Raw genomic sequence first — 25,325 nt, forward strand, 5'->3', positions numbered from 1 at the left:
CCGGCATCCTCAGTCGGCCTGGTTGCGCTTCTTGGCCGACAGCGGGCGCTTGGCCTTGGCACGCTTGATGGTGCCCCCCGGCGTGAGCCGCTGGTTACCCAGCACGCGCAGGGTCTTGATCTCGGGGCGCTGGCCGAATCGCTTGCTGTACTTGACGACCTTGACGTCGCGCGGGCCCGGCATGCGGTCCTCGTCGATCGTGCGTTCCTTCTCGGGAATCGGGCGCCACAGCACGAGCAGCTTGCCGATGTGCTGGATCGGCGCGGCGTCCAGTTCGTCGGCCATCGTCTTGAGCATGGCTTCGCGCGCCGCGCGGTCGTCGGAGAAGACGCGCACCTTGATCAGGCCGTGGGCCTTGAGCGCGGCATCGGCTTCCTTGAGGACGGCAGGGGTCAGCCCGTCGCCGCCGACCATGACGATCGGATCCAGATGGTGCGCTTCGGAGCGGTGCACCTTGCGCTGCGCGGGGGTGAGTTGTATGGCGGACATGCCCGTATTATCGAGTGTCAATGAATCCCAAACCAAAAGCCAAGAAGCTGAGCAAGGCCTGGCTGCACGATCACCTCAACGATCCCTACGTCAAACTGGCCAATCGCGAGGGCTACCGCGCCCGCGCGGCCTACAAGCTCAAGGAAATCGACGAGACCCTGGGATTGATCCGTCCGGGCCAGCTGGTGGTCGACCTGGGCTCCACGCCGGGCGCCTGGAGCCAGTACGTGCGGCGCCGCATGTCGCCTGCCGGCGCGGCTTCCGGCGAGCTGGCCGGCACCATCATCGCGCTCGACATCCTGCCGATGGAACCGATCGAGGGCGTGACCTTCCTGCAGGGCGATTTCCGCGAGGACGAGGTGCTGGCGCGGCTCACCGCGGCCATGGATGGCCGGCGGGCCGACGTCGTGGTGTCGGACATGGCGCCCAACCTGTCGGGCATCGCCTCGGCCGACACGGCCCGGATCGCCCACCTGATCGAACTGGCGATCGATTTCGCGCGCCAGCACATGAAGCCCGAGGGCGCGCTGGTCGCCAAGCTGTTCCACGGCAGCGGCTACGCCGAGCTGACCCGGCTTTTCAAGGACAACTTCCGTGTCGTGAAGCCCCTGAAACCCAAGGCCTCGCGCGACAAGTCGTCGGAGACTTTCATGGTCGGCATCGGGCTCAAGAACCCTGATACCAATTGATACTTGTCAAAAACCGCGCGTCCTCCATGGCGGCTCCAGGGAATTCACGGCTTTTCGCAGGTTGAAAAGCCTAAAATAGACGCCAATTGCCGCCCAGAGTGCGCCTTTTCCTGTTCCCCTTATTCGTGCGCGCCCCCGACTGGAGTTTCGTTTGAACAATCAGTGGTTTTCCAAAGTAGCCGTCTGGCTCGTCATTGCGATGGTGTTGTTCACTGTGTTCAAGCAGTTCGACACCCGTGGCGGCGCCGGCGCCGGCAATATCGGCTACAGCGACTTCCTCGAGGAAGTGCGTGCCAATCGCATCAAGAGCGCCACCATCCAGGAAGGACAGGGCGGCAGCGAGATCGTCGCGATCACCAATGACGACCGGAAGATCCGCACCACCGCCACCTACCTCGACCGCGGCCTGGTCGGCGACCTGATCGCCAACAACGTCAAGTTCGACGTCAAGCCGCGCGAGGAAGGCTCGCTGCTCATGACCCTGCTGGTCAGCTGGGGCCCGATGCTGCTGCTGATCGGTGTCTGGGTCTACTTCATGCGCCAGATGCAGGGCGGAGGCAAGGGCGGTGCGTTCAGCTTCGGCAAGAGCAAGGCACGCATGCTCGACGAGAACACCAACCAGGTCACCTTCGCCGACGTCGCTGGCTGCGACGAGGCCAAGGAAGAAGTCAAGGAAGTGGTCGACTTCCTCAAGGACCCGGCGCGCTTCCAGAAGCTCGGCGGCCGCATTCCGCGCGGCCTGCTGCTGGTCGGCCCTCCCGGCACCGGCAAGACGCTGCTTGCCAAGAGCATCGCGGGCGAGGCCAAGGTGCCGTTCTTCTCGATCTCGGGTTCCGACTTCGTCGAGATGTTCGTCGGCGTGGGCGCAGCCCGCGTGCGCGACATGTTCGAGAACGCCAAGAAGAACGCGCCTTGCATCATCTTCATCGACGAAATCGACGCGGTCGGCCGCCAGCGCGGCGCCGGCCTCGGCGGCGGCAACGACGAGCGCGAGCAGACGCTCAACCAGATGCTGGTCGAGATGGACGGCTTCGAGACCAACCTCGGCGTGATCGTGGTCGCTGCGACCAACCGCCCCGACATCCTCGACGCCGCCCTGCTGCGCCCGGGCCGCTTCGACCGCCAGGTCTACGTCACGCTGCCCGACATCCGTGGCCGCGAGCAGATCCTCAACGTCCACATGCGCAAGGTGCCGCTGGGCCAGGACGTGAACGCGAGCATCATTGCGCGCGGCACGCCGGGCATGTCCGGCGCCGACCTCGCCAACCTCTGCAACGAGGCCGCGTTGATGGCCGCCCGCCGCAATGCCCGCGTGGTCGAGATGCAGGATTTCGAGAAGGCCAAGGACAAGATCTTCATGGGCCCCGAGCGCAAGAGCATGGTCATGCCCGAGGAAGAGCGCCGCAACACGGCCTACCACGAGTCGGGCCACGCCCTGATCGGCAAGCTGCTTCCCAAGTGCGACCCGGTCCACAAGGTCACGATCATTCCGCGCGGCCGCGCACTCGGCGTGACCATGAGCCTGCCCTCGCAGGATCGCTACAGCTACGACCGCGAATACATGCTGAACCAGATCAGCATGCTGTTCGGCGGCCGTATCGCCGAAGAGGTGTTCATGCACCAGATGACCACCGGCGCCAGCAACGACTTCGAGCGCGCCACGCAGATCGCGCGCGACATGGTGATGCGCTACGGCATGACCGAGTCGCTGGGCCCGATGGTCTACGCCGAAAACGAGGGCGAGGTGTTCCTGGGCCGCTCGGTCACCAAGACCACCAACATGAGCGAATCGACCATGCAGAAGGTCGATGCCGAGGTGCGCCGCATCATCGACGACCAGTACGCGCTGGCGCGCCGCCTGATCGAGGAAAACAGCGACAAGATGCACGCCATGGCCAAGGCGCTGCTCGAGTGGGAAACCATCGATTCCGAGCAGCTCGACGACATCATGGCCGGCCGCGCACCGCGTCCGCCGAAGGACTGGACGCCGCGCGTCCCGCCTTCGGGCAGCGGTGGTACCGGTGGCACGCCGGCGGTCAATCCCGACCCGGCACCGACGGCAGCCTGAGCATGCTGCGCTTGCGAATGACGGGGCCTCGGGCCCCGTTTTTCATGCGGTCTGCCAGCTCATGAGATTCATGGCGCCCGAGACATCGATCACGGCGGTCTGGCGCACCTCGCGCTTTGCCATCGAACTCGGGCGGCCGTGCGTGATGGGCATCGTCAACGTCACGCCCGATTCCTTCTCCGATGGCGGCGCCCATGCATCGACCGCCGCCGCCCTGCGGCACTGCGAGCGGCTGATCGCGGAAGGTGCGCACATCCTCGACATCGGCGGCGAGTCGACCCGGCCCGGCAGCCCCGCGGTGCCGCTCGAGGCCGAGCTCGCGCGCGTGCTGCCGGTCGTGCGCGAGGCCGTGAAGCTGCAGGTGCCGGTCTCGGTCGACACCTACAAGCCCGAGGTGATGCGCGCGGTGCTCGACCTCGGCGCCGACATCGTGAACGACATCTGGGCCCTGCGGCAGCCGGGCGCGGCCGAGGCGGTGGCGAGCCATCCTTCATGCGGCGTGTGCCTGATGCACATGCACCGCGAACCCAAGACCATGCAGGCGGTGCCGATGGCGGGCGACGTGCTGCCTGCGGTCGGCGAATTCCTGGCGGATCGGGCGCGCATGCTGGAGTCGCTCGGCGTGGCGCGAGAGCGCATCGTGATCGATCCGGGCATCGGTTTCGGCAAGACCGTGGCGCAGAATTTCGCCTTGCTCGCCCGTCAGCGCGAACTTCTGGCGGCCGGGTTCCCCTTGCTGGCCGGATGGTCGCGAAAATCCTCGCTGGGCGCGGTCACGGGCATCGACGCCGCTGCCGAGCGGGGCGCGCCCAGCGTGGCGGCGGCGCTGCTCGCCGTGGAGCGCGGCGCTGTGGTGGTGCGGGTGCACGATGTGCGCGACACCGTGGCTGCGCTCGCGGTCTGGCAGGCGATGAAACAAGAACAAGGACAGGACACACAACAATGACAAGACGATATTTCGGCACCGACGGCATCCGCGGCACGGTGGGACAGCCGCCGATCACGCCCGACTTCGTGCTGCGCCTCGCACACGCGGTGGGCCGCGTGCTCAAGAAGACCGAATCGCGACCGACCGTGCTGATCGGCAAGGACACGCGCATCTCTGGCTACATGCTCGAATCGGCGCTCGAGTCGGGCTTCAACTCGGCCGGGGTCGACGTGGTGCTGCTCGGGCCGCTGCCGACCCCGGGCGTCGCCTACCTCACGCGGGCCCAGCGCGCCAGCCTCGGCGTGGTCATCAGCGCCAGCCACAACGCATTTCCGGACAACGGCATCAAGTTCTTCAGCGCCCAGGGCACCAAGCTCGACGACGGCTGGGAGCTGGCGGTCGAGACTGCGCTCGAGGAAGCCCCGGTCTGGGCCGATTCGGCCCAGCTCGGCAAGGCGCGGCGGCTCAACGATGCCCCCGGCCGCTACACCGAGTTCTGCAAGAGCACCTTTGCGAACGACCTGACCCTGCGCGGCATGAAGCTGGTGGTCGACGCCGCGCATGGTGCGGCCTACCAGGTGGCGCCGCAGGTCTTTCACGAGCTCGGCGCCGACGTCGTGAGCATCGGCTGCGCGCCCGACGGCCTCAACATCAACAAGGGCTTCGGCGCCACTCATCCGCAGGCGCTGATCGACGCGGTGCGGGCGCAAGGCGCGGACTACGGCATCGCGCTCGACGGCGACGCCGACCGGCTGCAACTGGTGGACGCGAGCGGGCGCCTGTTCAATGGCGACGAATTGCTCTACCTGATGGTCACCGAGCGCATCGCGCGCGGCGAGAAGCCCGCGGGCGTGGTCGGCACGCTGATGACCAACAAGGCGATCGAGGTGGCGCTGAAGTCGCAGGGCATCGAGTTCGTGCGGGCGCGCGTCGGCGATCGCTACGTGCTCGAGGAGCTCGACAAGCGCGGCTGGATCCTCGGCGGCGAGGGCTCGGGCCATCTGCTCGCGCTCGACCGTCACACCACCGGCGACGGCATCGTGAGTGCGCTGCAGGTGCTGCAGGCCTGCGTGCGCAGCGGCAAGCGTGTCGACCAGCTGCTGGCCGGCGTGACCCTGTTCCCGCAGACGCTGCTCAACATCCGCCTCGAGGCCGGGCAGGACTGGCAGGCCAACGCGGCGCTCGCGGCCGAAAGCGAACGGGTCGAAGGCGAGCTCGGCGACACCGGCCGCGTGCTGATCCGGGCCAGCGGCACCGAACCGCTGCTGCGCGTGATGGTGGAAGCCCGCGACGCGGCGCAGGCCGAGGCCTGTGCGCGGCGTATCGCGGCCACGCTCAAGGTCGCCTGAGGCCGCCCGCATGCGCCAGGCCCTTGCCCCGATGGCCGCAAACGCCCAGGTGCGCGCCGTCCATTCGAGCGCGCTGCACAGCTTCTCGAAGTTTGCCGAACCTGCGATCCGACTGATCGAAGGGCTGGGCGTCGAGGGCGACGCGCACGCGGGTGCCACGGTCAAGCATCGCTCGCGCGTGGCGCGCAACCCGACGGCGCCCAACCTGCGCCAGGTTCATCTGCTGCATGCCGAGTTGTTCGACGAGCTCATCGGAGCCGGCTTCCCGGTCTTTCCCGGCGACCTGGGCGAGAACATCACGACCGCCGATATCGACCTGCTCGCGCTTGCGGCCGGTACCCGGCTGCATGTCGGCGCCGAGGCGGTGGTCGAGGTCACGGGCTTGCGCAATCCCTGTGTCCAGATCGATCGGTTCCAGCGCGGCCTCATGGCCGCGACGCTGGCGCGCGACGAGGCGGGCCGGCTGGTGCGCAAGGCCGGCGTGATGGCGATCGTGATCGCGGGCGGCGAGGTGCGTGCGGGCGATCCGATCCGCGTCGAGCCACCCGAAGGCCCCTTGCGGCCACTGGAGCCCGTGTGATCGATATCGTCCTGGCCGACTATCGCGACGCTTCGCATGCTCGCGCCGTGGTGAACCTGCTCGACGCCTACGCGCGCGATCCGGCCGGCGGCGGCACGCCGCTGGCGCCCGAGGTGATCGCCGGGCTGCCCCAGGCGCTGGCGCAGCGACCGCAGGCCTTCAGCGTGCTGGCCTTCGATGGCGCGCAGCCGGTCGGGCTGGTGAACTGCATCGAAGGCTTTTCCACCTTTGCCTGCCGTCCGCTGGTCAACGTGCACGACGTCGTCGTCCTGGCCAGCCATCGCGGACGGCGCATCACGCAGCGCATGCTGCAGCGTGTCGAGCAGGAGGCCCGCGGTCGTGGCGCCTGCAAGCTCACGCTCGAGGTGCTGTCGGGCAACGGCAGCGCGCGCCGCGCCTACGAGCGCGAGGGCTTCGCCGACTACCAGCTCGATCCGGCCTTCGGCTCGGCGCAGTTCCTGCAGAAAAAGCTGGCCTAGCCCAGCAAAAAGCCGCCGTCACCTCGCGGTGCGGCGGCTCGGTCTCTCGCGCTGTCTGCGTCGGAGGCTGATCAGAAGCGGGTCACGGGCATCGCCTCGTCGCCGGGCTTCGCGGGCGCGTACTTGCCCAGTTCCCACTTGGCGATCGCGTTGCGATGCACTTCGTCCGGGCCGTCGGCCAGGCGCAGCGTGCGCGCGCCCGCATAGGCGTAGGCGAGTGGGAAGTCGTCGCACATGCCGCCGCCGCCATGCACCTGCATGGCCCAGTCAATGACCTGGCAGGCCATGTTGGGTGCCACCACCTTGATCATCGCGATCTCGGTCTTGGCGACCTTGTTGCCCGCGACGTCCATGAGCCACGCCGCCTTGAGCGTGAGCAGGCGTGCCATGTCGATCTTGCAGCGTGCCTCGGCGATGCGTTCCTGCGTCACGGTCTGCGAGGCCACGGTCTTGCCGAAGGCCACGCGCGCGCTGGCGCGGCGGCACATGAGCTCGAGCGCGCGCTCGGCCAGGCCGATCAGGCGCATGCAGTGGTGGATGCGTCCGGGGCCGAGGCGGCCCTGGGCGATCTCGAAACCGCGGCCTTCGCCGAGCAGGATGTTGCCGACCGGCACGCGCACGTTCTCGAACACCATCTCGACGTGGCCGTGCGGCGCATCGTCGTAGCCCAGCACGTTGAGCGGACGGATGATCGTGATGCCCTTGGCGTCGGCCGGCACGATGACCATGCTCTGCTGCGAGTGCTTCGGGGCGTCCGGCTCGGACTTGCCCATCGTGATGAACACCTTGCAGCGCGGGTCGGCGGCACCCGAGATCCACCACTTGCGGCCGTTGATCACGTATTCGTCGCCCTGGCGCTCGATGCGGGTCGAGATGTTGGTGGCGTCGCTCGAAGCCACGTCGGGCTCGGTCATGGCGAAGGCCGAGCGGATCTCGCCCTCGAGCAGCGGCTTGAGCCAGCGTGCCTTGATCTCTTCCGAGCCGTAGCGCGCGATGGTCTCCATGTTGCCGGTGTCGGGTGCCGAGCAGTTGAAGGCCTCGCTGGCCCATGGCACCCGGCCCATGAGTTCGGCCAACGGCGCGTATTCCTGGTTGGTCAGGCCGGCGCCCTGGTAGCCCGAAGCGGCCGCGCTGTCGACCGGCAGGAACAGGTTCCACAGGCCCTGGGCCTTGGCCTTGGCCTTGACCTTCTCGACGGTCTCGAGCGCGGTCCATCGCTTGCCGGCCGCGGTGTTGGCGGCCAGTTCGTCCCTGAACGCCGCTTCTGCGGGAAAGATGTGCTCGTCCATGAAAGCGCTCACGCGCTTTTGCAGCTCTTTGGTCTTGGCTGAGTATTCGAAGTCCATGTCGTCTCCAGGTGGGTGAGAGGTCGGGCGGCCGCGGCCTTGCGGTTCAGGCTTTCCTGGCGAATTGCCAGGCCATTTCGGCCATCGGTCGTGCGCCGCGGCCAGAGGCCACGGCTTGTTCGCTCGATGCGGTGCCGGCCTCGACCCGCTTCGCGATGCCCTGCAGGATGGCGGCGATGCGAAACAGGTTGTAGGCCAGGTAGAAGTTCCAGTCGGCCGCGAGCTTCTCGGGCGTCGTGAGGCCGGTGCGGTCGCAGTAGCGGCGGATGTATTCGGCTTCGGTCGGGATGCCCAGGCTCGGCAGGTCGAGCCCGCCGATGCCGCGGAACGAGCCCTGCGGGATGTGCCAGGACATGCAGTGGTAGCTGAAGTCGGCCAGCGGATGGCCCAGCGTCGACAGTTCCCAGTCGAGCACCGCGATCGCGCGCGGTTCGGTGGCATGGAACATCAGGTTGTCGAGGCGAAAGTCGCCGTGCACGATCGAGGTCATCGATTCGTCGCGTGCGCTGGCCGGGATGTGGGCCGGCAGCCATTCCATGAGCTTGTCCATCTCGGGAATGGGCTGCGTGACCGAAGCCACGTACTGCTTGCTCCAGCGGCCGATCTGGCGCTCGAAGTAGTTGCCGGGCTTGCCGTAGTCGGCGAGGCCGCGCTCGGCGAACTTCACGCTGTGCAGTGCCGCGATGACGCGGTTCATCTCGTCGTAGATGGCGCCGCGCTGGGCCTTGTCCATGCCGGGCAGGGACTGGTCCCACAGCACGCGGCCGGCCATGAATTCCATCACGTAGAAGGCGCGGCCGATGATGGACTCGTCTTCGCAGAGGCAGTACATGCGCGGCACCGGCACTGCGGTGCCCGCGAGGCCGCTCATGACCTTGAACTCGCGCTCGACCGCATGCGCCGACGGCAGCAGCTTGGCCACCGGACCCGGCTTGGCGCGCATCACGTAGCTCTTCGAAGGCGTGATGAGCTTGTAGGTCGGGTTGGACTGGCCGCCCTTGAACATCTCGACCGTGAGCGGTCCCTCGAAGCCATCGAGGTGCTTCGACAGCCAGGCGCTCAGCGCGTCGAGATCCACGAGGTGCTGCTGCGATACGGCACGCGTGCCGACGAAGTTGTCGAAGTCTTGGCTCATGTCTCTCGATCTCGTTCTAGGTTTCGTCGGCTTCGGAAATGCGCATCAGCGCGGCGCGGTCGAGCACCACCAGGCCGCCCGGCTCGATGCGGATGGCTTCCTCGCGCTCCATGGCCTTGAGCTCCTGGTTCACGCGCTGGCGCGAGGCGCCGAGCAGTTGCGCCAGTTCCTCCTGCGCGAGGTGCAGCCCGATTCGCATCTGGCTGCCGTCCGCGAGGTTGGGCACGCCGTAGCTGCGCACCAGATGGATCAGCTGCTTGGCCAGGCGCGCGCGCAGGGGCAGGGTGTTGAGGTCTTCCACCAGCCCGAACAGCTGGCGGATGCGGCGCGCCTGCAGCCGCATCAGGGCCTCGTACAGCTCGACGTGGGTCGACAGGATCTTCTGGAAGTCGGCCCGCGCCACGCACAGGATGGTGGTGTCGCCGTGCGCATACGCATCGTGCGTGCGCCGGTCGCCGTCGAACATCGCCACGTCGCCGAACCAGATGCCCGGCTCGACGTAGGTCAGCGTCACCTGCTTGCCCGACACCGCGGTCGAGCTCACCCGCACCGCGCCGCGGGCGCAGGCGATCCACTGCTCGGGCGGGTCGCCGCGCGCAGCGATCAGCTCGCCGTCCTTGTAGCGTTTGACGAATGCACATCGAAGAATGTCGTGGCGCAGGGAGGGTGAAAGGGAAGAGAACCAGCGACCACTGTTGATCGCTTCACGTTCTTCGATGGTAAGAATGGGGTCGTCCATGGACTGTCCTGTCGGAGACTGAAAGGCTGAGGGTTGTCACGCGAGCGACGCCGCGTCATTCGTAGCGCGGCTTTTCCTTGGCCAGGAAGGCGGCGATGCCGATGCCGGCGTTGGCGTGATGCAGGTTGCGCACGAAGTGGTCGCGCTCCTGCGAGAGATGAGAAACCAGCGTGTTGCCGCGCCCGTCGCTCAGCAGCTCCTTGATGCTGGCGAGCGAATTGGTCGCGCGCGCGTTGAGCCTGGCGGCGAGCGCCAGCGCTGCCGCCAGGGCCTGGCCGCTTTCGGTGAGCTGGTTGACCAGGCCGAGCGCATGCAGGCGGGCCGGCTCGATCTTCTCGCCCTGCATCAGCCATTCGCTCGCGAGCTGGCGCGGAAGCGCCTGCGCGAGGTGCCAGCTCAGTCCGCCGTCGGGCGACAGGCCGACGTTGCTGTACGAGGCCGCGAAGACCGCGTCGCGCGCCGACACCACGAAGTCGCAGGCCAGCGCAAGCGAGAAGCCGGCGCCCGCTGCCGCACCCTCGACCGCGGCGATCACCGGTTTCGGGAAGGTGCGGATCGAGTCGATCCAGGTGTGCAGCGCCTCGATGCTCTCGGCCTGTACCGAGGGATCGCGCCCCCGGTTGGCCGACAGCCGCTGCAGCGAGCCGCCGGCGCAGAACCACTGGCCCTCGCCGACGATGACCACGCTCTTGATCTCCTGGCTGCTTTCGGCACCGTTCAGGGCCTCGATGCCGGCCGCGTACATTTCGGGGCCCAGCGCGTTGCGCTGCGAGGGGTTGGACAGCGTGAGCACCATCGTGCCGCCTTCGCTGGTGCTCTTCAGTTCTGCGGTCATGGGTCCTACTCTTCCTGGTGGGTGAGGCTCAAGCCGAGCGCACCGCGGCGGCGCAGCCACGGGCTCGGGCGATAGCGGGGATCGCCGTAGACGGTCTGCAGGTTGAACAGCACCTCCAGCATGTTGGTCGGCCCGTAGAGGTCGCCCATCGCGAGCGGGCCCTGCGGATAGCCGAGCCCGAGCCGCACCGCCAGGTCGAGGTCGGCCGGCGAGCAGACCTGCTGCTGGCACATGTCGGCGGCGATGTTGACGATGGTCGCGACCACGCGCTGCGTGACGAAGCCGCCGCTGTCGCGGATCACGCTGACCGCCTTGCCGTCGCGCGCGAACAGCGCATGCGCCGCATCGCGCATGTCGCGCCGCGTGGCGGGATTGGTCGCCAGCACGCGGCGCTTGGTCGCAGCATCGTCGACCATGAGATCGATGCCCACGGTGCGCGTGGCGTCCAGCCGTTCCACGGCGGCCACGGTCGTGACGTCGAAGCCCAGCGGCGCCACCAGGATCAGGGCGGCTTCCGATGGGGCGGCGCCGCTCTCGAGCTGCGCGCCCAGCGCATGGACCAGCCGCAGCAGTTCGGCCCGACGGGCTGCGCGCGGCGACACCCAGACCGGTGGCAGCTCGTCGACCACGGGCACCGGCGGCTCGGGCGGCTTCTGCATCTCGCCATCGGGGTAGCGGTAGAAGCCTTCGCCGGTCTTGCGGCCGAGCGCGCCCGCTACCAGCCGCTGCGCGGTGATGACGCTGGGCCGGTAGCGCGGCTCGTCGTAGTACTGGCGGTAGATCGACTCCATCACCGGATGCGAGACGTCGAGCGCCGTCAGGTCCAGCAGCTCGAAGGGCCCGAGCCGGAAACCGGCCTGGTCGCGCAGGATGCGGTCGATGGTCGCGAAATCGGCCACGCCTTCGCCCGCGATGCGCAGCGCCTCGGTGCCGTAGCCCCGGCCTGCGTGGTTGACGATGAAGCCCGGCGTGTCGCCGGCCTGCACCGCGCTGTGGCCCATTTGCGACGCATAGCCCGCGAGCCGGCGGCAGACCTCGGGTTCGGTCTTGAAGCCCGCCACCACCTCGACCACCTTCATCAGCGGCACCGGATTGAAGAAATGGAAGCCGGCCATGCGGCCGGGCTTCTGCAGCGCGGTCGCGATCGCCGTGACCGAGAGCGACGAGGTGTTGGTGGCCAGCGTCGCGTCGGGCGACACCACCGCCTCGAGGTCGCGGAACAGGCGGCGCTTGACCTCCAGATCCTCCACGATCGCCTCGATCACGAGGTCGCAGCCCGCCAATGCCTGCACCGAATCGACCGCCTGCACCCGCTCGCTCAGCAGCGCGAACCGCTCAGCGTCGATCTTGTCCTTGTCGCGCTGCTTCTGCCATTGCGCGACGATCGCGTCGCGGCCGCGGGCGGCAGCGCCCTCGAAGCTGTCGAGCAGCAGGACCCGGCTGCCGGCCTGGGCGGCGATCTGCGCAATGCCGCGGCCCATGGCGCCGGCGCCGATCACGCCGACGTTGGAAAAGTTCACAGTCATTTGATAAATGTCTCGCTAAGGGTGGTCAGGGCTGGCGCTCGTGTCAGAATGTGTCAACTTTAGATTGCTATTTGCAGCCCATTTTGCAATTCCAACGCCTAGCGGCCAGCCTGCTCATTGTCGGCTTTGCCTGTGACTCATTCGCCTTGACGATCGGTCGGCCCCAGGGGGCGGTCTGGATCGGCAAGCCGCTGGACATGGTCATTCCGCTGTCGCTCGAGGCTTCGGACGATGCAGCTTCGCTGTGCCTCGAGGCCGAGGTGATGCAGGGCGACACGACGATCCCCGATCGTCGCGTGAGCATTGTCTACGAGCCCGGCACTGCGAGGTTGCGTGTGCGCTCGAACGTGCCGATCGAGGAGCCGGTGGTCACGGTCAACGTCCGCGCGGGCTGCGACACCAAGTCCACCCGCAATTTCGTGCTGTTTTCCGAGGTCCCGGTCGAGGCTGCCTTGCCTGCCGTGGCGGCGTCGCAGCGCATGCCCGAGGCCGCGCCCGCACCACGCCCGACCTCGCGCAGCCGGGCGTCAGGCGAGAGCGCCAGTGCGCAGGGCGCCCGCCGCAGCACCGCGGCCGCGACGCGAGCCGCGGCGGCTAACGCTGGCGATGCCCCCGCGCCGCAGCGGCGCGCCGCGGTCGCGCCCGTGGTGCCCAAGCGCGCTCCCACTCCCGCACCGGCTGCGCCCGCAGCGCAGGCCGCGGCGGCACCTGCGCCGGCGCCGGCCGCTCCGGTCGCCCCGGCAGGCAGCGGCGGCCCGCGCCTGCAGATCGAGGCGCTGGAGCCCGCAGCGACTGCGGCCGGCGGCCTCAAGGCGTCGACCGAGCTGCGTCTTCCCGACGCCCCGGACCCGGTCCGCCGCGCCACGGCCGCCGCGCTCTGGAGCGCACTCGATCCCTCGGCCGAGGAAGCGGCGCGCGAAGCCAAGCGCACCAAGGACATGGAAGCCACGCTGGCCGCACTGCGCGAGCAGGCAGCGCAGAATCAGCGCACCTTGCTGGAGATGCGCGCCGAACTCGCGCAGGCCCGCGACAGCCGCTATCAGAATCCGCTCGTCTATGCGTTGATCGCGCTGCTTCTTCTGGCGCTGATCGGCATGGCGCTGCTGTGGCGACTTGCCCGCCGCGCCACTGCGCCGGCCTGGTGGGGCGAGGCGCCGGGCGGCCCCAACGATCCGCGCCGCCTGCAGCCGCATGGCGGCCTGCTCGACGACGAGATGGATCTCGATGCCGAGACCGACACGCCACGCGGGCGGCGGCGCCGCAGCGTCGGCCCCCGCACCTTCGGTCCGACCCCGTTCGCGCCGCTCGAGGCCGATGACGATCTCGACAGTGGCCCGCAGGCGCCGCTGCCGCATCCGGCGCAACTCGCCGAAGGCCTGCCGGCGCGGCCGGTCAATACCGAGGAGCTGTTCGACGTCCAGCAGCAATCGGATTTCTTTCTTTCGCTCGGTCAGCACGACCAGGCGATCGCGGTGCTGCGCGAGCACATCGCGGACAACCCCGGCACCAGCGCGCTGGCCTACCTCGACCTGCTGCGGATCTTCCATTCGCTGGGCCGCAAGGAAGACTACGCACGGCTGGCCGAGGAGTTCGAGCACGCCTTCAATGCCGACGTGCCGTCCTTCGAGCATTTCACCGAGACCGGCCGTGGGCTCGAGCACTATCGCGGCCCGCTGGCGCGCATCGAGGCGCTCTGGCCCGCAGCGGGCACGCTGGCGCTGATCGAGGAACTGGTGTTCCGCAAGCCGGGCGGCGAGCACGGCGACGGCGCCTTCGACCTCGCGGCCTACCAGGAACTGCTGCTGCTGTACTCGGTTGCCAAGGAGGTGATCGACCCCGACAGCATCGCGCCGCCGGCCTTCCAGACGACTGCCTTCGCAGACACGATCTCGCGCGAAGGCCCGCCGACCGCGACCGCGCCGATGGAGATGGAACGCCCGCCGACCACGATCGAGGGCGGCCCGACATTGCCGGCATCGATCTACGGCTCGATCGACCATTCCCTGCAGGGCGACACGGAACTGGCACCGGTGGCCGGTGCACCGGTGGCGCCTGGCCCTGCCGAGGCGGTCGTGCCGCCGCCGATGCCCGATCTCGAGATGGACCTCGGCGCCTTCGACCGCACGGCCTACGAGACCATGCCCACGCCGATCGAGACGCCGAAGCCGCCGCCCGCACCGTCGACCGATCCGCACGTGATCGACTTCGACCTTTTCGATCCGGCCACCGAGGCCGAGATCGCGCCGCGCCCGATCATCAAGCGTTGAGCAGGGCCGTCGCCCGGCGCTGGGCGCGGTCGACCGTCACGCTCAACGCGATCGCCAGCAGCACGGTCGCGAGGCCGACCCAGCTCATCCAGGCCGATGCCTCGTGCGCCAGCAGCCAGCCGCCGGCGCCTGCGCCGACCGCCTGGCCGATGTAGATGCCGGAACTGTTGAGCGCCACCGAACCCGGCGCCAGTGCCGGCGACAGCGACACCAGGCGTGCCTGCTGCGCCGAATTGGTGGCAAAGCAGCCCAGGCCCCAGGGAACGAGGATCACGGCCAGCGTGAGGAAGCTCACGGCCAGCGGCCACAGGAGCAGGCTGAGCGCGATGAGCAGCGTGGTGGCCAGCACCATGCGCGCCGGACCGATGCGGTCGATGTAGCGGCTCACGATCATGTTGCCGATGAGCCCGCAGACACCGAACCAGGCCCACAGCAGCCCCATCTGCGTCGGATCGGCGCCGAGGCTCGCGCGCACGATCGGCGCGAAGTAGCTGAACAGAACGAACTGCCCGGCGCCCTGAAGCGCCGTGACCGAGACCACGCCCATCAGCAGCGGGCTCTTGAGCACGCGGCCCCAGGCTTCGCGCGACAGCGCCGCCGGCCGGATGCCAGACGGCAGCTTCAGCCAGACCCAGGCCGCGCTCGCGAGAGAGAGCAGTGCGATCGCCCCGAAGGCGGCGCGCCAGCCGAAGTGGCCGCCGATCAGCGCGCCGAGCGGAAGCCCGAGCACCGAGGCCATCGACCAGCCCAGGAAGACGAAGGTGACCGCGCGCCCGCGCTGTTCGGGCGGCACCAGCAGGCCGGCGCAGGCGGCTGCCTGCGCAGTGAAGATCGCCGGCGCGATGACGGTCGCCATGCGCACGGCCAGCAACGCACCGAAGCTCGGCATCAGCATCGCCAGCAGATGGCCGGCCGCATACCAGAGCATCGTGCAGGCCAGCAGCAGCCGGCGGTCCCAGCCGGCCACGACGGCGGCCAGCAGTGGCGCGCCGAGGCACATCACGATCGCGCCCGCGGTGATCAGCTGCCCCGCGGTGGCGGCGCTGACCGCGAGCGACTGGCTCAGTTCATTGAGCGTGCCGGGCACCACCATCACGCCGGTGCCGATCACGAAATTGCCCGCCAGCAAGGCCCACAGCGGGGCCGGCAGCGCGGCCCGGGTCAACGCCGTACCTGCAGTGCGCCCGGATTGACGATGTTGGTCGGGTTGCCCTTGATGAAGCTCACGACATTGTCGAAGGCCTGGCCGAAGTAGAGCTCGTAGCTGTCCTGCTCGACGTAGCCGATGTGCGGGGTGCAGATGCAGTTCTCGAGCCGAAGCAGCGCATGGCCCTGCAGCGGCGGCTCGCTCTCGAAGACGTCGATGGCCGCCAGCCCCGGCCGACCGCGGTTGAGTGCCGCCAGCAGCGCGTCCTGCTCGACCAGCTCGGCCCGCGAGGTGTTGACGAAGAGGGCGGTCGGCTTCATGCGGGACAGGTCCTCGAGCGTGACCAGGCCACGGGTCTCGTCGGTGAGCCGCAGGTGCACCGAGAGCACGTCGGCTGCGGTGAAGAATGCCTCGCGGTTCGGCGCCACCTGGAAGCCGTCCGAACGCGCCTTGGCGCAACTCTGCTCGCGGCCCCAGATGACGACCTGCATGCCGAAGGCCTGGCCGTATCGCGCCACCAGCTGGCCGATGCGCCCGTAGCCCCAGATGCAGAGCGTCTTGCCCTTGAGCACCGAGCCGAGCCCGAAGTTCGGAGGCATCGATGCCGACTTGAGCCCCGCCTGCTGCCAGGCGCCGTGCTTGAGGTTGCTGATGTACTGCGGCAGGCGGCGCATCGCCGCCATGATCAGCGCCCAGGTGAGCTCGGCCGGCGCCAGCGGGGAGCCCGAGCCCTCGGCCACCGCGATGCCCTGCTCGGTGCAGGCATTGACGTCGACATGGCTGCCGACGCGGCCGGTCTGCGAGATGAGCTTGAGCTTGGGGAGCTTCTCGATCAGCTGCCTCGAGATCTGGGTGCGCTCGCGGATCAGCACGATAACGTCGGCGTCCTTCAGGCGCACGGACAGCTGCCCGATGCCCTTGACCGTGTTCGTGTAGACCTTCGCCGCGTAGGCATCGAGCTTGGCGGCGCAGTTCAACTTGCGCACCGCATCCTGGTAGTCGTCGAGGATCACAATGTTCATGGCTCGCCATTGTGCCTCGCACCACATCAAAGCTGCATCGGCATGCAGACTTTGTATCTACGCGGGTCAGCGATCGGATGTGGTCCGAGGCCGCCGCAGCCGCAGGTCTCAGTGCAGATGGGCGGGCCGCGGGCCTGCCTCGGCCGCTTCGAGCGCCACCAGCCGGTCCAGTTCGGCGCAGACATCGGCCAGCCGGCCCGAGATCACCATGCGCCCGGCGGTCCGGCCCGGCCGCCCGGGCTGCTGGGCATCGACCATGCGCACCACGCGAAGCGGGCGCACCGGCGCGTGGGCCGTGGCCGGCGCCGCACCAGCCTGGCGCAGCGTGCAGTTGGGACGCACGCCGACGTAGCGCAGGCCCGAGGAAAGAACGGCCGAGGAGCGACGACGCGGCATCCAGCGGTCGGCCAGCGATTGCAGCGGCGTGAGCAGGTCGGCGATGCTGAGGAGAGCGATTCCCATGTGAAAACTCCAGATAAGGTCAGAGGTTGAACACAGGCAGGATTGCTGTCGTCAGCTGCAACAGGGTGATGGCTCCTGGCCATACGCCCGCCACCTGTCGCGGCTGAATGGCGCCGCCCCGGCGAACCGCGGCTGCGCGAAAAGGTTGCAGGGCTACATGAGCATCGTGTTGCGGATCAGGCCGACCGCCAGGCCTTCGATCTCGAAGGGCTCCCCGGGCTGGACCACGATGGTGGGGTAGTCGGGGTTCTCGGCGTGCAGTTCGATGACCTGCTTGTTGCGCTTCAGGCGCTTGACCGTGACCTCGTCGCCGAGCCGCGCCACCACGATCTGGCCGTTGCGGGCTTCCTTGGTGGCCTGCACCGCGAGCAGGTCGCCGTCCATGATGCCGGCGTCGCGCATGGACATGCCGCGCACCTTGAGCAGGTAGTCGGGCTGGCGCTGGAACAGCGTGTTCTCGACGTAGTAGGTCTGGTCGACGTGTTCCTGGGCCAGGATCGGCGAGCCGGCCGCAACCCGCCCGATGAGCGGTAGTGCGAGCTGGGCCATGCCCGGCAGCGAAAGCGAGAACTGGTTGTTGCGCGATTCGTTGATCGAACGCAGGGCGTCGCCCTTGAGGCGGATGCCGCGCGAGGTGCCGCTCACGAGTTCGATCACACCCTTGCGCGCCAGGGCCTGCAGATGCTCTTCGGCGGCGTTGGCCGACTTGAAGCCCAGTTCGTTGGCGATCTCGGCCCGGGTCGGCGGCGCGCCGGTGCGCGCGATGGCGCTCTGGATCAAATCCAGGATCTGCTGCTGGCGGGCTGTAAGCTTGATGGCGAACTGCATGGTGGCTCCTGTGGAGATACTGGATGAACGTCCAGTGCCTGTATTTTTAACCAGTTTTCATCACTTGGCAAGCAGCATGGTTGACATTTCAGCTAAAGGGGCGCGCCGGGTCGTCGTGCTCGGCACCGGCGGCACGATCTCGGGCCGCGCGCGCAGCGCCGACGACAACCTCGGCTACACGGCCGGCGAGGTCGGCGTCGCGGACCTGCTCGCGGGCATCGATGCACCCGCAGGCGTGGAGCTCGAAGCCGAGCAGGTCGCGCAGGTCGACAGCAAGGACATGAGCTTCGCGATCTGGCAGGCGCTGGCGCGGCGCTGTGCCCACTGGCTCGCCCGGGACGACGTTGCGGGCATCGTCATCACGCACGGCACCGACACGCTCGAGGAGACCGCCTTCTTTTTGCATTCCGTGCTGGCCCCCGCGAAGCCCGTGGTGCTGACCTGCGCGATGCGGCCCGCGAGCGCGCTGGCACCCGACGGCCCGCAGAACGTGCGCGACGCGGTCGCCGTCGCCGCGACGCCGGGCGCCCGGGGCGTGGTCGTGGTCTGTGCGGGCACGGTGCACGGCGCTGCGGATGTGCAGAAGGTCCATACCTACCGGCTCGACGCTTTCGCTTCGGGCGATGCCGGGCCGATCGGCTACGTGGAAGAGGGCGCCTTGCGCCGGCTCAGGCCCTGGAGCGACGCCGACGATGCGGCGCCGACGCTGTTCGACAAGGCAATGGCCGCGGTCGACTGTCCGCGGGTGGAGATCCTGCTGAGTCACGCCGAGGCGCGCGGCAGTCTGGTCGATGCGCTGCGCGAGGAGCGCCGCCGCGGCGCCGCCGACGCAGTCCGGGGGATCGTTCTGGCCGCCACCGGCAACGGCACGCTGCACCACACGCTGGAGGCCGCCGCGCTGCGCGCGCAGGCCGATGGGATCGCGGTGCTGCGCGCGACCCGCTGCGTCGAGGGCCGGATCCTGCCCAGGCCCGGCGAGCGCCTGCGCGACGCCGGCGCGCTCACGCCCGTCAAGGCACGCATCGCGCTGATGCTCGAACTGCTGGCCTGACGCCATGCTCGAGCTGCTGCGCTCGACACCCTGGGCCTATCCCGCGCTGGAGGCGGTGCACATCGTCGGCATCGCGCTGCTGCTCGGTAACCTCGTGGCGCTCGAGCTGCGCGTGTTCGGGCGCGCCGGCACGTTGCCGGTCGCCGGCCTCGCGCGTCTGTCGCTCGGCCTGGCCCTGGGCGGCTTCGGGATCGCGGCCGCGAGCGGAGCGCTGATGTTCGCCACACAGCCGTCCGAACTGCTCGCCAATCGCGCCTTCCTGCTCAAGATGGGCCTGCTGGCCGTGGCCGGCGGCAACGCGCTGTGGTTCCACGGCCGTGGTTCGCTGGTCAAACTCGACACGCTTGCGCGGGTACAGATGTTGTCGTCCACTGCGATCTGGCTGGCGGTCGTGTTCTGCGGCCGCTGGATCGCGTACTAGCGTTCGCCGGCGTGTCGCCCGGCCTTCGCCGAAAAGGAGTCATCGCATGAAACGTCGCAGCTTGATCGTGGCACTCGCGGCCGGACCCGCGACCCTGCAGTTGGCCCGCGCCCATCATGGATGGAGCAGCTTCGACCAGGATCGCCCGCTCTACCTCGAAGGCAAGGTGGTGAGTTCGCGCTGGCAGAACCCGCATGCCGAGCTCGTGATCGCGGTGCCGGCAGATCTCAAGCTGCCGGCCGATCTCGCCCGGCGCAGCCTGCCGGCGCAGAGCGCGCCGGTCGACGGCCCGGGCCTGCTCGCCAAGACGGCGCTGCCCGCACGCAAGGATCGCGAATGGGAGCTCGAACTGGCGCCGCTCACGCGCATGGAGGCCTGGAAGGTGGCCGAGATCGCTCCCGGCACGGCGGTTTCGGCCGTGGGCTTCGGCACCCGCGACCCCAAGGGCGAAGCCGTGATGCGCGTCGAGTACCTGTTCGTCGGCGACAAGGCCTACGCGCTGCGCTCGAGCCCCGCCTGACCCGGGGCGACTTCAGCTGGCCAGGGCTGCCAGTGCGCGCTGCGTGATGTCGTCGACGCTGCCGACGCCGCTGATCGCGCGGTACTTGGGCGCTGCCGCGGGATCGGACTTGGCCCACGCCGAGTAGTAGTCGACCAGCGGGCGGGTCTGCTGGCTGTAGACCTCGAGCCGCTTGCGCACGGTCTCTTCCTTGTCGTCCTCGCGCTGGATCAGTTCCTCGCCGGTCAGGTCGTCCTTGCCCTCGACCTTGGGCGCATTGAACTTCACGTGATAGATGCGTCCCGATGCCGGGTGCGAGCGGCGGCCGCTCATGCGTTCGATGATGTCGGTGAACGGGACGTCGATCTCGAGCACGTAGTCGAGCCTGACCCCTGCCGCGCGCATGGCCTCGGCCTGCGGGATGGTGCGCGGGAAGCCGTCGAACAGGAAACCCTGGTCGCAGTCGGGCAGGGCGATGCGTTCCTTCACCAGGTTGATGATCAGGTCGTCGCTGACCAGCGCGCCGGAAGCCATGACGGCCTGGGCCTGCAGCCCCAGCGGGGTGCCGGCCTTGACGGCGGCGCGCAGCATGTCGCCGGTCGAGATCTGCGGGATCCCGTATTTCTGGCAGATGAATGCGGCTTGCGTGCCTTTTCCCGCCCCGGGGGCGCCCAGCAAAATCAGTCTCATGGTGTCCTCGGAAAGTTCTTCGATTTCTGTCGCGCCGTGGAGGCCACGCGGGTGGCGCAGGCGGAGTTGCGTCGAGGATAGCATGCGCTCCGCAGGCCCTCGGGGCTGCGCCGCGGCCTTTTTCTAGCCCGCGAAAAGGGCGCGCACCCGCGCCAGATCCTCGGGCGTGTCGATGCCCGGCCCCGGCGCATGATCGCTCACGTGGACCGCGATCCGGTGGCCGTGCCACAGGGCGCGCAACTGCTCGAGCGCCTCGGTCGCCTCGATCGGCGCCGGCGGCAGGCTCGGAAATGCGCGCACGAAGCCCGCTCGATAGCCGTAGATGCCGATATGACGCAGCGGTGCGGGCGCGGTCGGCAGGGCCTTCGGGCCTGCGGCCGTCGAACCGTCGCGCCACCAGGGAATCGGCGCGCGGCTGAAGTAGAGCGCATTGCCCGCGGCGTCGAGCACCGCCTTGACGACGTTGGGGTTGAGGAAGTCCTCGAGCGAATCGATGGCGTGCGCCGCCGTGCTCATCGCGGCGTCCGGATGGTCGGCGAGTGCCTGCGCGACCGCATCGATCAGCTCGGCGGCAATCAGGGGTTCGTCGCCCTGCACGTTTACTACCAGCGCGTCGTCGGCCAGGCCGAGCTGCACGCAGGCCTCGGCCAGACGGTCGCTGCCGCTCGCGTGGTCGGTTCGGGTGAGCAGGGCGCGCACGCCATGGGCGGTGCAGGCGTCGACGATCCGGACGTCGTCGGCCGCGACCACCACGCGGGCGGCCGACGATTCGGCGGCGCGCTGCGCCACGCGCACAACCATCGGCAGGCCCGCGATATCGGCCAGCGGCTTGTCGGGCAGCCGGGTCGAGGCGAGCCGCGCCGGGATCAGGACCGTGAATTCGGCGGCCGGCACGGCGCTCAGAGGCCCAGTTCTTCGTCGGACAGGGTGCGGGCCTCGGTCTCGAGCAGCACCGGAATGCCGTCGCGTACCGGGTAGGCAAGCCGGGCGCTGCGCGAAGACAGCTCCTGCTTCTCGGCGTTCCAGGTGAGCGGCCCCTTGGTCACGGGGCAGACGAGCAGTTCAAGAAGCTTGGTGTCCATCGAGCGATGATAGCTTCGCGTCGAGCGCCGCGAGGAAGGCGGGCTCGGGTTCGAAGTGCAGCGGCACGGCCAGCGCTTCGGGTGCCTTGCGCCACAGCTTGACCGCGTCCTTCTCGGTGCACAGCACGACCGTATCGGGGGCGGCCGGGGACTGCCAGCGGGCGAAGTCGTCGTGGTCCGGCAGCGCGATGCATTCGCGCGGCGAGATGCCGCGTGCGCGCAGCATCTCGAAGAAGGCCTCGGGCCTGGCGATCGCAGCCACGGCGACGATGTCGCGTCCGGCCAGCGAGGCCAGCGTCACGCTGCTGCCGTCGGCGCGCAGGGCGTGGTCGGCAAGTTCGCGCCGGGCGCCGAAGCCCGCGAAGGCCGGGTGCGCCCCGGTATGGAGCACGAGATCGCAAGGTCGCGGCCAGGCTTCGCGCAGCGGGCCCGCGGGCAGCAGCCAGCCGTTGCCGGCGCCGCGATCGTCGAAGACGCAGATCTCGACGTCGCGACCGAGCGCCAGATGCTGCAGGCCGTCGTCGCCGACGATCACCCCGGTCTCCGGATGGCGTGCCAGCAGCGCCCGCGCCGCCTCGACGCGGCGCCGGGCGACGAAAACCGGTGCGCCGGTGGCATGGTGGATCAGGGCCGGTTCGTCGCCGACTTCGGCCGGGTCGCTGCGGGCTCCCACCTCGCGGCAGTCGGTGGTGCTGCGGCCGTAGCCGCGCGACACCACGCCCACGCGCAGCCCGCGCGACTGCAGGTGGCGAACGATCGCGATCACCACCGGCGTCTTGCCGGCACCGCCCGCGATCACGTTGCCGACCACCACCACTAGGGCCGCGACGCGCTCGGTGCGCAGCAGTCCGTATCGGTAGAGGGCGCGTCGCAGGGCGGCGAGGGCGCCGAACAGGCGCGACACGGGCCACAGCAGGCAGGCCAGCGCGCCGCGTCGCAGCCAGGCCTGCGCAAGCAAGCTAGCGCCCCGCCTGCGCGGCCGACTGGGTGGCGAAGGTGATCTGCATCAGCCCGACCCGGCGCGCCGCTTCCATCACCGTGATCACCGACTGGTGCGCGGCGCTGGCGTCGGCACTGATGATCACCACGTTGTCCTTGGCGCCGCCCGAGGCGGCCGCGAGCGCGGACGCCAGGGCATCGACGCTGCGTTCCGGCAGCACGTTTCGGTTGATGGAGTAGCGGCCATCGGCCGAGACCGCGACGATCACTTCCTTGGGATGATCGCGCTGGGCTTCGGCATCGGCTACCGGCAGGCGCAGCTGCATCTCGGTGAACTTGCTGTAGGTGGTCGACAGCATCAGGAAGATCAGCACCACCAGGAGCACGTCGATGAACGGGATCAGGTTGATCTCGGGCTCCTCGCGGGACCCGTGGCGGAAGTGCATCCTCATCGGCGCAGCGTGTCCAGGTGGCGGGCGAAGCGCTCGCCTGCCAGTTCGAGGTTCAGCAGGTATTCGTCGACCCGGGTGCGGAAGTAGCGCCAGAAGATCAGCGCGGGGATCGCGATGATCAGCCCGAAGGCCGTGTTGTAGAGCGCGATCGAGATGCCGTGCGCGAGTTGCGCCGGATTGCCCGAGCCGACCGCACCGCTGGCCGGCGACTGCGAGCCGAAGATCTCGATCATGCCGATGACGGTGCCGAGCAGGCCCAGCAGCGGGGCCGCCGAGGCGATGGTCGCCAGCGCCGGCAGGTAGCGTTCCAGCCGGTGGGCCACCACGCGGCCGGCGGATTCCATCGACACGCGCAGGTCTTCCTCGGTGGCCATCGGGTTCGCATTGAGAGCCCGGAAGCCCGCGGCGAGCACTTCGCCGAGGCCGGAATTCTTCTCGAGCTTGGTGACCACGTCGGGGCCGGGGATCGAGGTACGCGATACCGTGATCGCCTCGTCGAGCAGCTTGGGCGGCAGCACCCTGGAAGTCTTGAGGCTGGTGAAGCGTTCGATGACGAGCGCCATCCCGATCACCGAACAGGCGAGCAACGGCCAGATCGGCCAACCCGCAGCAACTATGATGGAAAACAAGGATTCCTCCGGCCCATGGACTGCAAATGCGCGGCGATTATCCACCGAGCCGGCGCCCCGACATGACGTAGTTCGTCATGTAGGCGTCGACGCACAGAATATGTGGATAACTTTGTGAGTAACACGCAGAGCAACCGTGCCGAAGCCGCGCCGCATGGGCCTTTCAACAGATCGATCGAATTTTGAGCAGCACTTTCTTCAATCAAATCAACGACTTCCACCATAACGCGTGCCTGTTGTGCGAATGCCGCACCTGCTTTGAGGCCACGGTTGCGTGTTGTGGACGACTCGGCACCGACGCGGGGTGAAAACGTGATGGAACGTGAGCAACCGCCCTCGCCGGGACCGAGGGTCTGGGCCGTCGGCGCGCTCTGCCGCGCGGTGGCGGATGCACTCGACGCGCGTTTCAATCCGGTCACGGTGCAGGGCGAGATCTCCGGCTTCTCGCGCGCATCGAGCGGCCACTGCTACTTCTCGCTGAAGGATGCCTCGGGCCAGTTGCGCTGCGCCATGTTCCGGCGCGCGGCCGGGCTGCTCGACTTCTCGCCGCGCGACGGCGACCAGGTCGAGGTGCGCGGGCGGCTGGCGGTCTACGAGCCGCGCGGCGATCTGCAACTGGTGGTCGAGAGCCTGCGGCGCGCGGGGCAGGGGGCGCTGTTCGAGCAGTTCATGCAGCGCAAGGCCCGGCTCGAGGCCGAGGGGCTGTTCGACCCAGCCCGCAAGCGGCCGCTGGCGGTCATGCCGCGTGCGATCGGACTCGTGACCTCTCTCGGCGCGGCCGCCCTGCACGACGTCGTCACGGCCCTGCGGCGCCGCGTGCCGCACATTCCGCTGGTGCTGGCGCCCGCCGCCGTGCAGGGCGCGGCAGCGCCGGCCGAACTGGTGGCGGCGCTTCGCTCGCTCTATGCGCTCGACGCAGCCGAGGCGCCGATCGACGTCATCCTGCTGGTGCGCGGCGGAGGCTCGATCGAGGACCTGTGGGCCTTCAACGACGAGACGCTGGCGCGCACCATCGTGCAGAGCCCGGTGCCGCTCGTGAGCGGGGTCGGCCACGAGACCGACTTCACGATCGCCGATTTCTGCGCCGACCTGCGCGCGCCGACGCCGACCGCCGCGGCCGAACTGGTCGCGGCACCGCGAGACCTGTGGCTGGGTGCGCTGGAACTGCTCGAGGAGCGGCTGCGCGACGCGGTGCTGAGCCGCGTCGACGGTCTCAGCCAGCGACTGGACCAGGCCAGCGGCAGGCTGGGCCGGCCGTCGAACCTGGTGGCTCGCCAGCGCCTGGGCCTAGCGCGCCAGGCGCAGCGGCTGCACTACGCGGTGCTGTCACGTACCGGCCGCTTCGCGCAGGCGCAGCAGGCGCTGCAGGCGAGGGCGCCGATGGGCCTGCGAACCAGCCTCGCGCGCCAGAAGGAGCGCCTCGAGCGCGCGGCGCTTCGGCTGCAACTGCTCGATCCGGCGCTGGTGCTGCAGCGCGGCTACGCCTGGCTCACGGACGCCGACGGCCACGCGGTCACGCGTGCCGCCGATCTCGCGCCGGGCGACGAGGTCAGCGCCCGGCTGGCCGACGGCAGCGTGGCGTTGAAGGTTCAGCAACAGGCCCCGCCAGCAGGGACATCGCGGCAGCGTCCGACGCCCGGTACCTGAATCCTTCCTAGAATCGACGTTTCCGA

General features: G+C 68.9%; 27 protein-coding genes. 11 read left to right on the forward strand and 16 right to left on the reverse strand.

Annotated features, from left to right (window positions below; genetic code table 11):
- Window positions 1-9 precede the first annotated feature (9 nt).
- Window positions 10-489, reverse strand: a complete 480-nt coding sequence (locus QTH87_RS12015; RefSeq protein ID WP_286609216.1) for a YhbY family RNA-binding protein — start codon at window positions 487-489, stop codon at window positions 10-12.
- A gap of 20 nt (window positions 490-509) precedes the next feature.
- Between QTH87_RS12015 and QTH87_RS12020 the strand changes: the two genes are divergently transcribed.
- The 6 genes from QTH87_RS12020 to QTH87_RS12045 all read left to right on the forward strand — a co-directional run bounded on the left by QTH87_RS12020 (window position 510) and on the right by QTH87_RS12045 (window position 6,582).
- Window positions 510-1,178: an RlmE family RNA methyltransferase gene (locus QTH87_RS12020; RefSeq protein ID WP_286609218.1), complete on the forward strand. Its 669-nt coding sequence runs from the start codon at window positions 510-512 to the stop codon at window positions 1,176-1,178.
- A 151-nt stretch (window positions 1,179-1,329) separates the two neighbouring features.
- A complete protein-coding gene (gene ftsH, locus QTH87_RS12025; protein WP_286609219.1) occupies window positions 1,330-3,246 on the forward strand; it encodes an ATP-dependent zinc metalloprotease FtsH in 1,917 nt (638 codons plus the stop codon).
- Between the two features lie 70 nt (window positions 3,247-3,316).
- The gene (gene folP, locus QTH87_RS12030) at window positions 3,317-4,192 is read left to right on the forward strand and encodes a dihydropteroate synthase (protein ID WP_286609220.1); all 876 of its coding nucleotides are present in this window, start codon (window positions 3,317-3,319) and stop codon (window positions 4,190-4,192) included.
- Window positions 4,189-5,523 (forward strand): phosphoglucosamine mutase, encoded by a 1,335-nt coding sequence (glmM, locus tag QTH87_RS12035; protein WP_286609221.1) that lies wholly within the window; start codon window positions 4,189-4,191, stop codon window positions 5,521-5,523. The genes folP and glmM overlap by 4 nt, the downstream gene beginning before the upstream one ends.
- Before the next feature lie 31 nt (window positions 5,524-5,554).
- Window positions 5,555-6,103 carry an MOSC domain-containing protein gene (locus tag QTH87_RS12040; RefSeq protein ID WP_286609223.1) on the forward strand — a complete coding sequence of 183 codons (549 nt, stop codon included), beginning with the start codon at window positions 5,555-5,557 and terminating at the stop codon, window positions 6,101-6,103.
- Window positions 6,100-6,582 (forward strand): GNAT family N-acetyltransferase, encoded by a 483-nt coding sequence (locus QTH87_RS12045; RefSeq protein WP_286609224.1) that lies wholly within the window; start codon window positions 6,100-6,102, stop codon window positions 6,580-6,582. The genes QTH87_RS12040 and QTH87_RS12045 overlap by 4 nt, the downstream gene beginning before the upstream one ends.
- Before the next feature lie 71 nt (window positions 6,583-6,653).
- On the opposite strand, the gene QTH87_RS12050 is transcribed toward QTH87_RS12045, so the two are convergent.
- From QTH87_RS12050 to QTH87_RS12070, 5 genes are read right to left on the reverse strand one after another with little or no spacing between them, the layout of a single operon-like run.
- Window positions 6,654-7,928 (reverse strand): acyl-CoA dehydrogenase family protein, encoded by a 1,275-nt coding sequence (locus QTH87_RS12050; protein WP_286609225.1) that lies wholly within the window; start codon window positions 7,926-7,928, stop codon window positions 6,654-6,656.
- Between the two features lie 46 nt (window positions 7,929-7,974).
- Complete coding sequence (locus QTH87_RS12055) at window positions 7,975-9,063, reverse strand: phosphotransferase (protein WP_286609226.1); 1,089 nt, start codon at window positions 9,061-9,063, stop codon at window positions 7,975-7,977.
- 16 nt (window positions 9,064-9,079) lie between these two features.
- A complete protein-coding gene (locus QTH87_RS12060; RefSeq protein WP_286609227.1) occupies window positions 9,080-9,802 on the reverse strand; it encodes a Crp/Fnr family transcriptional regulator in 723 nt (240 codons plus the stop codon).
- A 55-nt stretch (window positions 9,803-9,857) separates the two neighbouring features.
- A complete protein-coding gene (locus QTH87_RS12065) occupies window positions 9,858-10,637 on the reverse strand; it encodes an oxepin-CoA hydrolase, alternative type (protein ID WP_286609228.1) in 780 nt (259 codons plus the stop codon).
- A gap of 5 nt (window positions 10,638-10,642) precedes the next feature.
- Window positions 10,643-12,163 (reverse strand): 3-hydroxyacyl-CoA dehydrogenase, encoded by a 1,521-nt coding sequence (locus QTH87_RS12070; RefSeq protein ID WP_286609230.1) that lies wholly within the window; start codon window positions 12,161-12,163, stop codon window positions 10,643-10,645.
- A gap of 146 nt (window positions 12,164-12,309) precedes the next feature.
- On the opposite strand from QTH87_RS12070, the gene QTH87_RS12075 reads away from it, so the two are divergent.
- Window positions 12,310-14,430, forward strand: a complete 2,121-nt coding sequence (locus tag QTH87_RS12075; RefSeq protein ID WP_286609232.1) for a type IV pilus assembly protein FimV — start codon at window positions 12,310-12,312, stop codon at window positions 14,428-14,430.
- Here the strand turns inward: QTH87_RS12075 and QTH87_RS12080 are convergent.
- The 4 genes from QTH87_RS12080 to lexA all read right to left on the reverse strand — a co-directional run bounded on the left by QTH87_RS12080 (window position 14,420) and on the right by lexA (window position 17,889).
- Window positions 14,420-15,595, reverse strand: a complete 1,176-nt coding sequence (locus QTH87_RS12080; protein ID WP_286609233.1) for an MFS transporter — start codon at window positions 15,593-15,595, stop codon at window positions 14,420-14,422. The genes QTH87_RS12075 and QTH87_RS12080 overlap by 11 nt on opposite strands.
- A complete protein-coding gene (locus QTH87_RS12085) occupies window positions 15,592-16,599 on the reverse strand; it encodes a D-2-hydroxyacid dehydrogenase family protein (RefSeq protein ID WP_286609234.1) in 1,008 nt (335 codons plus the stop codon). The genes QTH87_RS12080 and QTH87_RS12085 overlap by 4 nt, the downstream gene beginning before the upstream one ends.
- Before the next feature lie 108 nt (window positions 16,600-16,707).
- Window positions 16,708-17,061 (reverse strand): hypothetical protein, encoded by a 354-nt coding sequence (locus tag QTH87_RS12090; protein ID WP_286609235.1) that lies wholly within the window; start codon window positions 17,059-17,061, stop codon window positions 16,708-16,710.
- A 153-nt stretch (window positions 17,062-17,214) separates the two neighbouring features.
- The gene (gene lexA, locus QTH87_RS12095; RefSeq protein ID WP_286609236.1) at window positions 17,215-17,889 is read right to left on the reverse strand and encodes a transcriptional repressor LexA; all 675 of its coding nucleotides are present in this window, start codon (window positions 17,887-17,889) and stop codon (window positions 17,215-17,217) included.
- A gap of 76 nt (window positions 17,890-17,965) precedes the next feature.
- On the opposite strand from lexA, the gene QTH87_RS12100 reads away from it, so the two are divergent.
- The 3 genes from QTH87_RS12100 to QTH87_RS12110 are packed head-to-tail and all read left to right on the forward strand — an operon-like array spanning window position 17,966 to window position 19,881.
- Entirely contained in the window at window positions 17,966-18,940 is a 975-nt protein-coding gene (locus QTH87_RS12100; protein WP_286609237.1) for an asparaginase, read from the forward strand.
- A gap of 4 nt (window positions 18,941-18,944) precedes the next feature.
- Window positions 18,945-19,361, forward strand: a complete 417-nt coding sequence (locus QTH87_RS12105; protein WP_286609238.1) for a hypothetical protein — start codon at window positions 18,945-18,947, stop codon at window positions 19,359-19,361.
- A gap of 46 nt (window positions 19,362-19,407) precedes the next feature.
- A complete protein-coding gene (locus tag QTH87_RS12110) occupies window positions 19,408-19,881 on the forward strand; it encodes a DUF6152 family protein (protein ID WP_286609240.1) in 474 nt (157 codons plus the stop codon).
- A gap of 12 nt (window positions 19,882-19,893) precedes the next feature.
- Here QTH87_RS12110 and adk read toward each other — a convergent pair whose 3' ends face one another.
- The 6 genes from adk to QTH87_RS12140 all read right to left on the reverse strand — a co-directional run bounded on the left by adk (window position 19,894) and on the right by QTH87_RS12140 (window position 23,652).
- The gene (adk, locus tag QTH87_RS12115) at window positions 19,894-20,550 is read right to left on the reverse strand and encodes an adenylate kinase (RefSeq protein ID WP_286609242.1); all 657 of its coding nucleotides are present in this window, start codon (window positions 20,548-20,550) and stop codon (window positions 19,894-19,896) included.
- A gap of 123 nt (window positions 20,551-20,673) precedes the next feature.
- Window positions 20,674-21,444, reverse strand: coding sequence for a 3-deoxy-manno-octulosonate cytidylyltransferase (kdsB, locus tag QTH87_RS12120; protein ID WP_286609244.1), 771 nt, complete (start codon window positions 21,442-21,444; stop codon window positions 20,674-20,676).
- Window positions 21,445-21,449: 5 nt separating this feature from the next.
- Window positions 21,450-21,632, reverse strand: a complete 183-nt coding sequence (locus QTH87_RS12125; protein ID WP_286609246.1) for a Trm112 family protein — start codon at window positions 21,630-21,632, stop codon at window positions 21,450-21,452.
- Window positions 21,613-22,590: a tetraacyldisaccharide 4'-kinase gene (gene lpxK, locus QTH87_RS12130; RefSeq protein WP_286609248.1), complete on the reverse strand. Its 978-nt coding sequence runs from the start codon at window positions 22,588-22,590 to the stop codon at window positions 21,613-21,615. Before lpxK ends, QTH87_RS12125 begins: the two co-directional genes overlap by 20 nt.
- A 1-nt stretch (window position 22,591) precedes the next feature.
- Window positions 22,592-23,017, reverse strand: coding sequence for an ExbD/TolR family protein (locus QTH87_RS12135; protein ID WP_286610373.1), 426 nt, complete (start codon window positions 23,015-23,017; stop codon window positions 22,592-22,594).
- Window positions 23,018-23,019: 2 nt separating this feature from the next.
- Window positions 23,020-23,652: a MotA/TolQ/ExbB proton channel family protein gene (locus tag QTH87_RS12140; protein ID WP_286609250.1), complete on the reverse strand. Its 633-nt coding sequence runs from the start codon at window positions 23,650-23,652 to the stop codon at window positions 23,020-23,022.
- Between the two features lie 315 nt (window positions 23,653-23,967).
- Here QTH87_RS12140 and xseA point away from each other — a divergent pair, with 315 nt between their 5' ends.
- The gene (gene xseA / locus QTH87_RS12145; protein ID WP_286609252.1) at window positions 23,968-25,299 is read left to right on the forward strand and encodes an exodeoxyribonuclease VII large subunit; all 1,332 of its coding nucleotides are present in this window, start codon (window positions 23,968-23,970) and stop codon (window positions 25,297-25,299) included.
- Window positions 25,300-25,325: the final 26 nt, after the last annotated feature.

It is taken from the genome of Variovorax jilinensis, assembly GCF_030316885.1.
In the GTDB taxonomy this organism is placed as follows: domain Bacteria; phylum Pseudomonadota; class Gammaproteobacteria; order Burkholderiales; family Burkholderiaceae_C; genus Variovorax; species Variovorax jilinensis.

What these genes read in the sequence shown, in the direction of transcription:
- QTH87_RS12055 (WP_286609226.1), bottom strand. Translation starts at nt 9,063, where the DNA reads ATGAGCCAAGACTTCGACAACTTCGTCGGCACGCGTGCCGTATCGCAG.
- QTH87_RS12040 (WP_286609223.1), top strand. Translation starts at nt 5,555, where the DNA reads ATGGCCGCAAACGCCCAGGTGCGCGCCGTCCATTCGAGCGCGCTGCAC.
- QTH87_RS12060 (WP_286609227.1), bottom strand. Translation starts at nt 9,802, where the DNA reads ATGGACGACCCCATTCTTACCATCGAAGAACGTGAAGCGATCAACAGT.
- QTH87_RS12110 (WP_286609240.1), top strand. Translation starts at nt 19,408, where the DNA reads ATGAAACGTCGCAGCTTGATCGTGGCACTCGCGGCCGGACCCGCGACC.
- QTH87_RS12105 (WP_286609238.1), top strand. Translation starts at nt 18,945, where the DNA reads ATGCTCGAGCTGCTGCGCTCGACACCCTGGGCCTATCCCGCGCTGGAG.
- lexA (WP_286609236.1), bottom strand. Translation starts at nt 17,889, where the DNA reads ATGCAGTTCGCCATCAAGCTTACAGCCCGCCAGCAGCAGATCCTGGAT.
- QTH87_RS12090 (WP_286609235.1), bottom strand. Translation starts at nt 17,061, where the DNA reads ATGGGAATCGCTCTCCTCAGCATCGCCGACCTGCTCACGCCGCTGCAA.
- QTH87_RS12125 (WP_286609246.1), bottom strand. Translation starts at nt 21,632, where the DNA reads ATGGACACCAAGCTTCTTGAACTGCTCGTCTGCCCCGTGACCAAGGGG.
- adk (WP_286609242.1), bottom strand. Translation starts at nt 20,550, where the DNA reads ATGAGACTGATTTTGCTGGGCGCCCCCGGGGCGGGAAAAGGCACGCAA.
- QTH87_RS12065 (WP_286609228.1), bottom strand. Translation starts at nt 10,637, where the DNA reads ATGACCGCAGAACTGAAGAGCACCAGCGAAGGCGGCACGATGGTGCTC.
- folP (WP_286609220.1), top strand. Translation starts at nt 3,317, where the DNA reads ATGGCGCCCGAGACATCGATCACGGCGGTCTGGCGCACCTCGCGCTTT.
- QTH87_RS12135 (WP_286610373.1), bottom strand. Translation starts at nt 23,017, where the DNA reads ATGCACTTCCGCCACGGGTCCCGCGAGGAGCCCGAGATCAACCTGATC.
- glmM (WP_286609221.1), top strand. Translation starts at nt 4,189, where the DNA reads ATGACAAGACGATATTTCGGCACCGACGGCATCCGCGGCACGGTGGGA.
- QTH87_RS12070 (WP_286609230.1), bottom strand. Translation starts at nt 12,163, where the DNA reads ATGACTGTGAACTTTTCCAACGTCGGCGTGATCGGCGCCGGCGCCATG.
- QTH87_RS12050 (WP_286609225.1), bottom strand. Translation starts at nt 7,928, where the DNA reads ATGGACTTCGAATACTCAGCCAAGACCAAAGAGCTGCAAAAGCGCGTG.
- QTH87_RS12020 (WP_286609218.1), top strand. Translation starts at nt 510, where the DNA reads ATGAATCCCAAACCAAAAGCCAAGAAGCTGAGCAAGGCCTGGCTGCAC.
- QTH87_RS12085 (WP_286609234.1), bottom strand. Translation starts at nt 16,599, where the DNA reads ATGAACATTGTGATCCTCGACGACTACCAGGATGCGGTGCGCAAGTTG.
- QTH87_RS12100 (WP_286609237.1), top strand. Translation starts at nt 17,966, where the DNA reads ATGGTTGACATTTCAGCTAAAGGGGCGCGCCGGGTCGTCGTGCTCGGC.
- xseA (WP_286609252.1), top strand. Translation starts at nt 23,968, where the DNA reads ATGGAACGTGAGCAACCGCCCTCGCCGGGACCGAGGGTCTGGGCCGTC.
- QTH87_RS12015 (WP_286609216.1), bottom strand. Translation starts at nt 489, where the DNA reads ATGTCCGCCATACAACTCACCCCCGCGCAGCGCAAGGTGCACCGCTCC.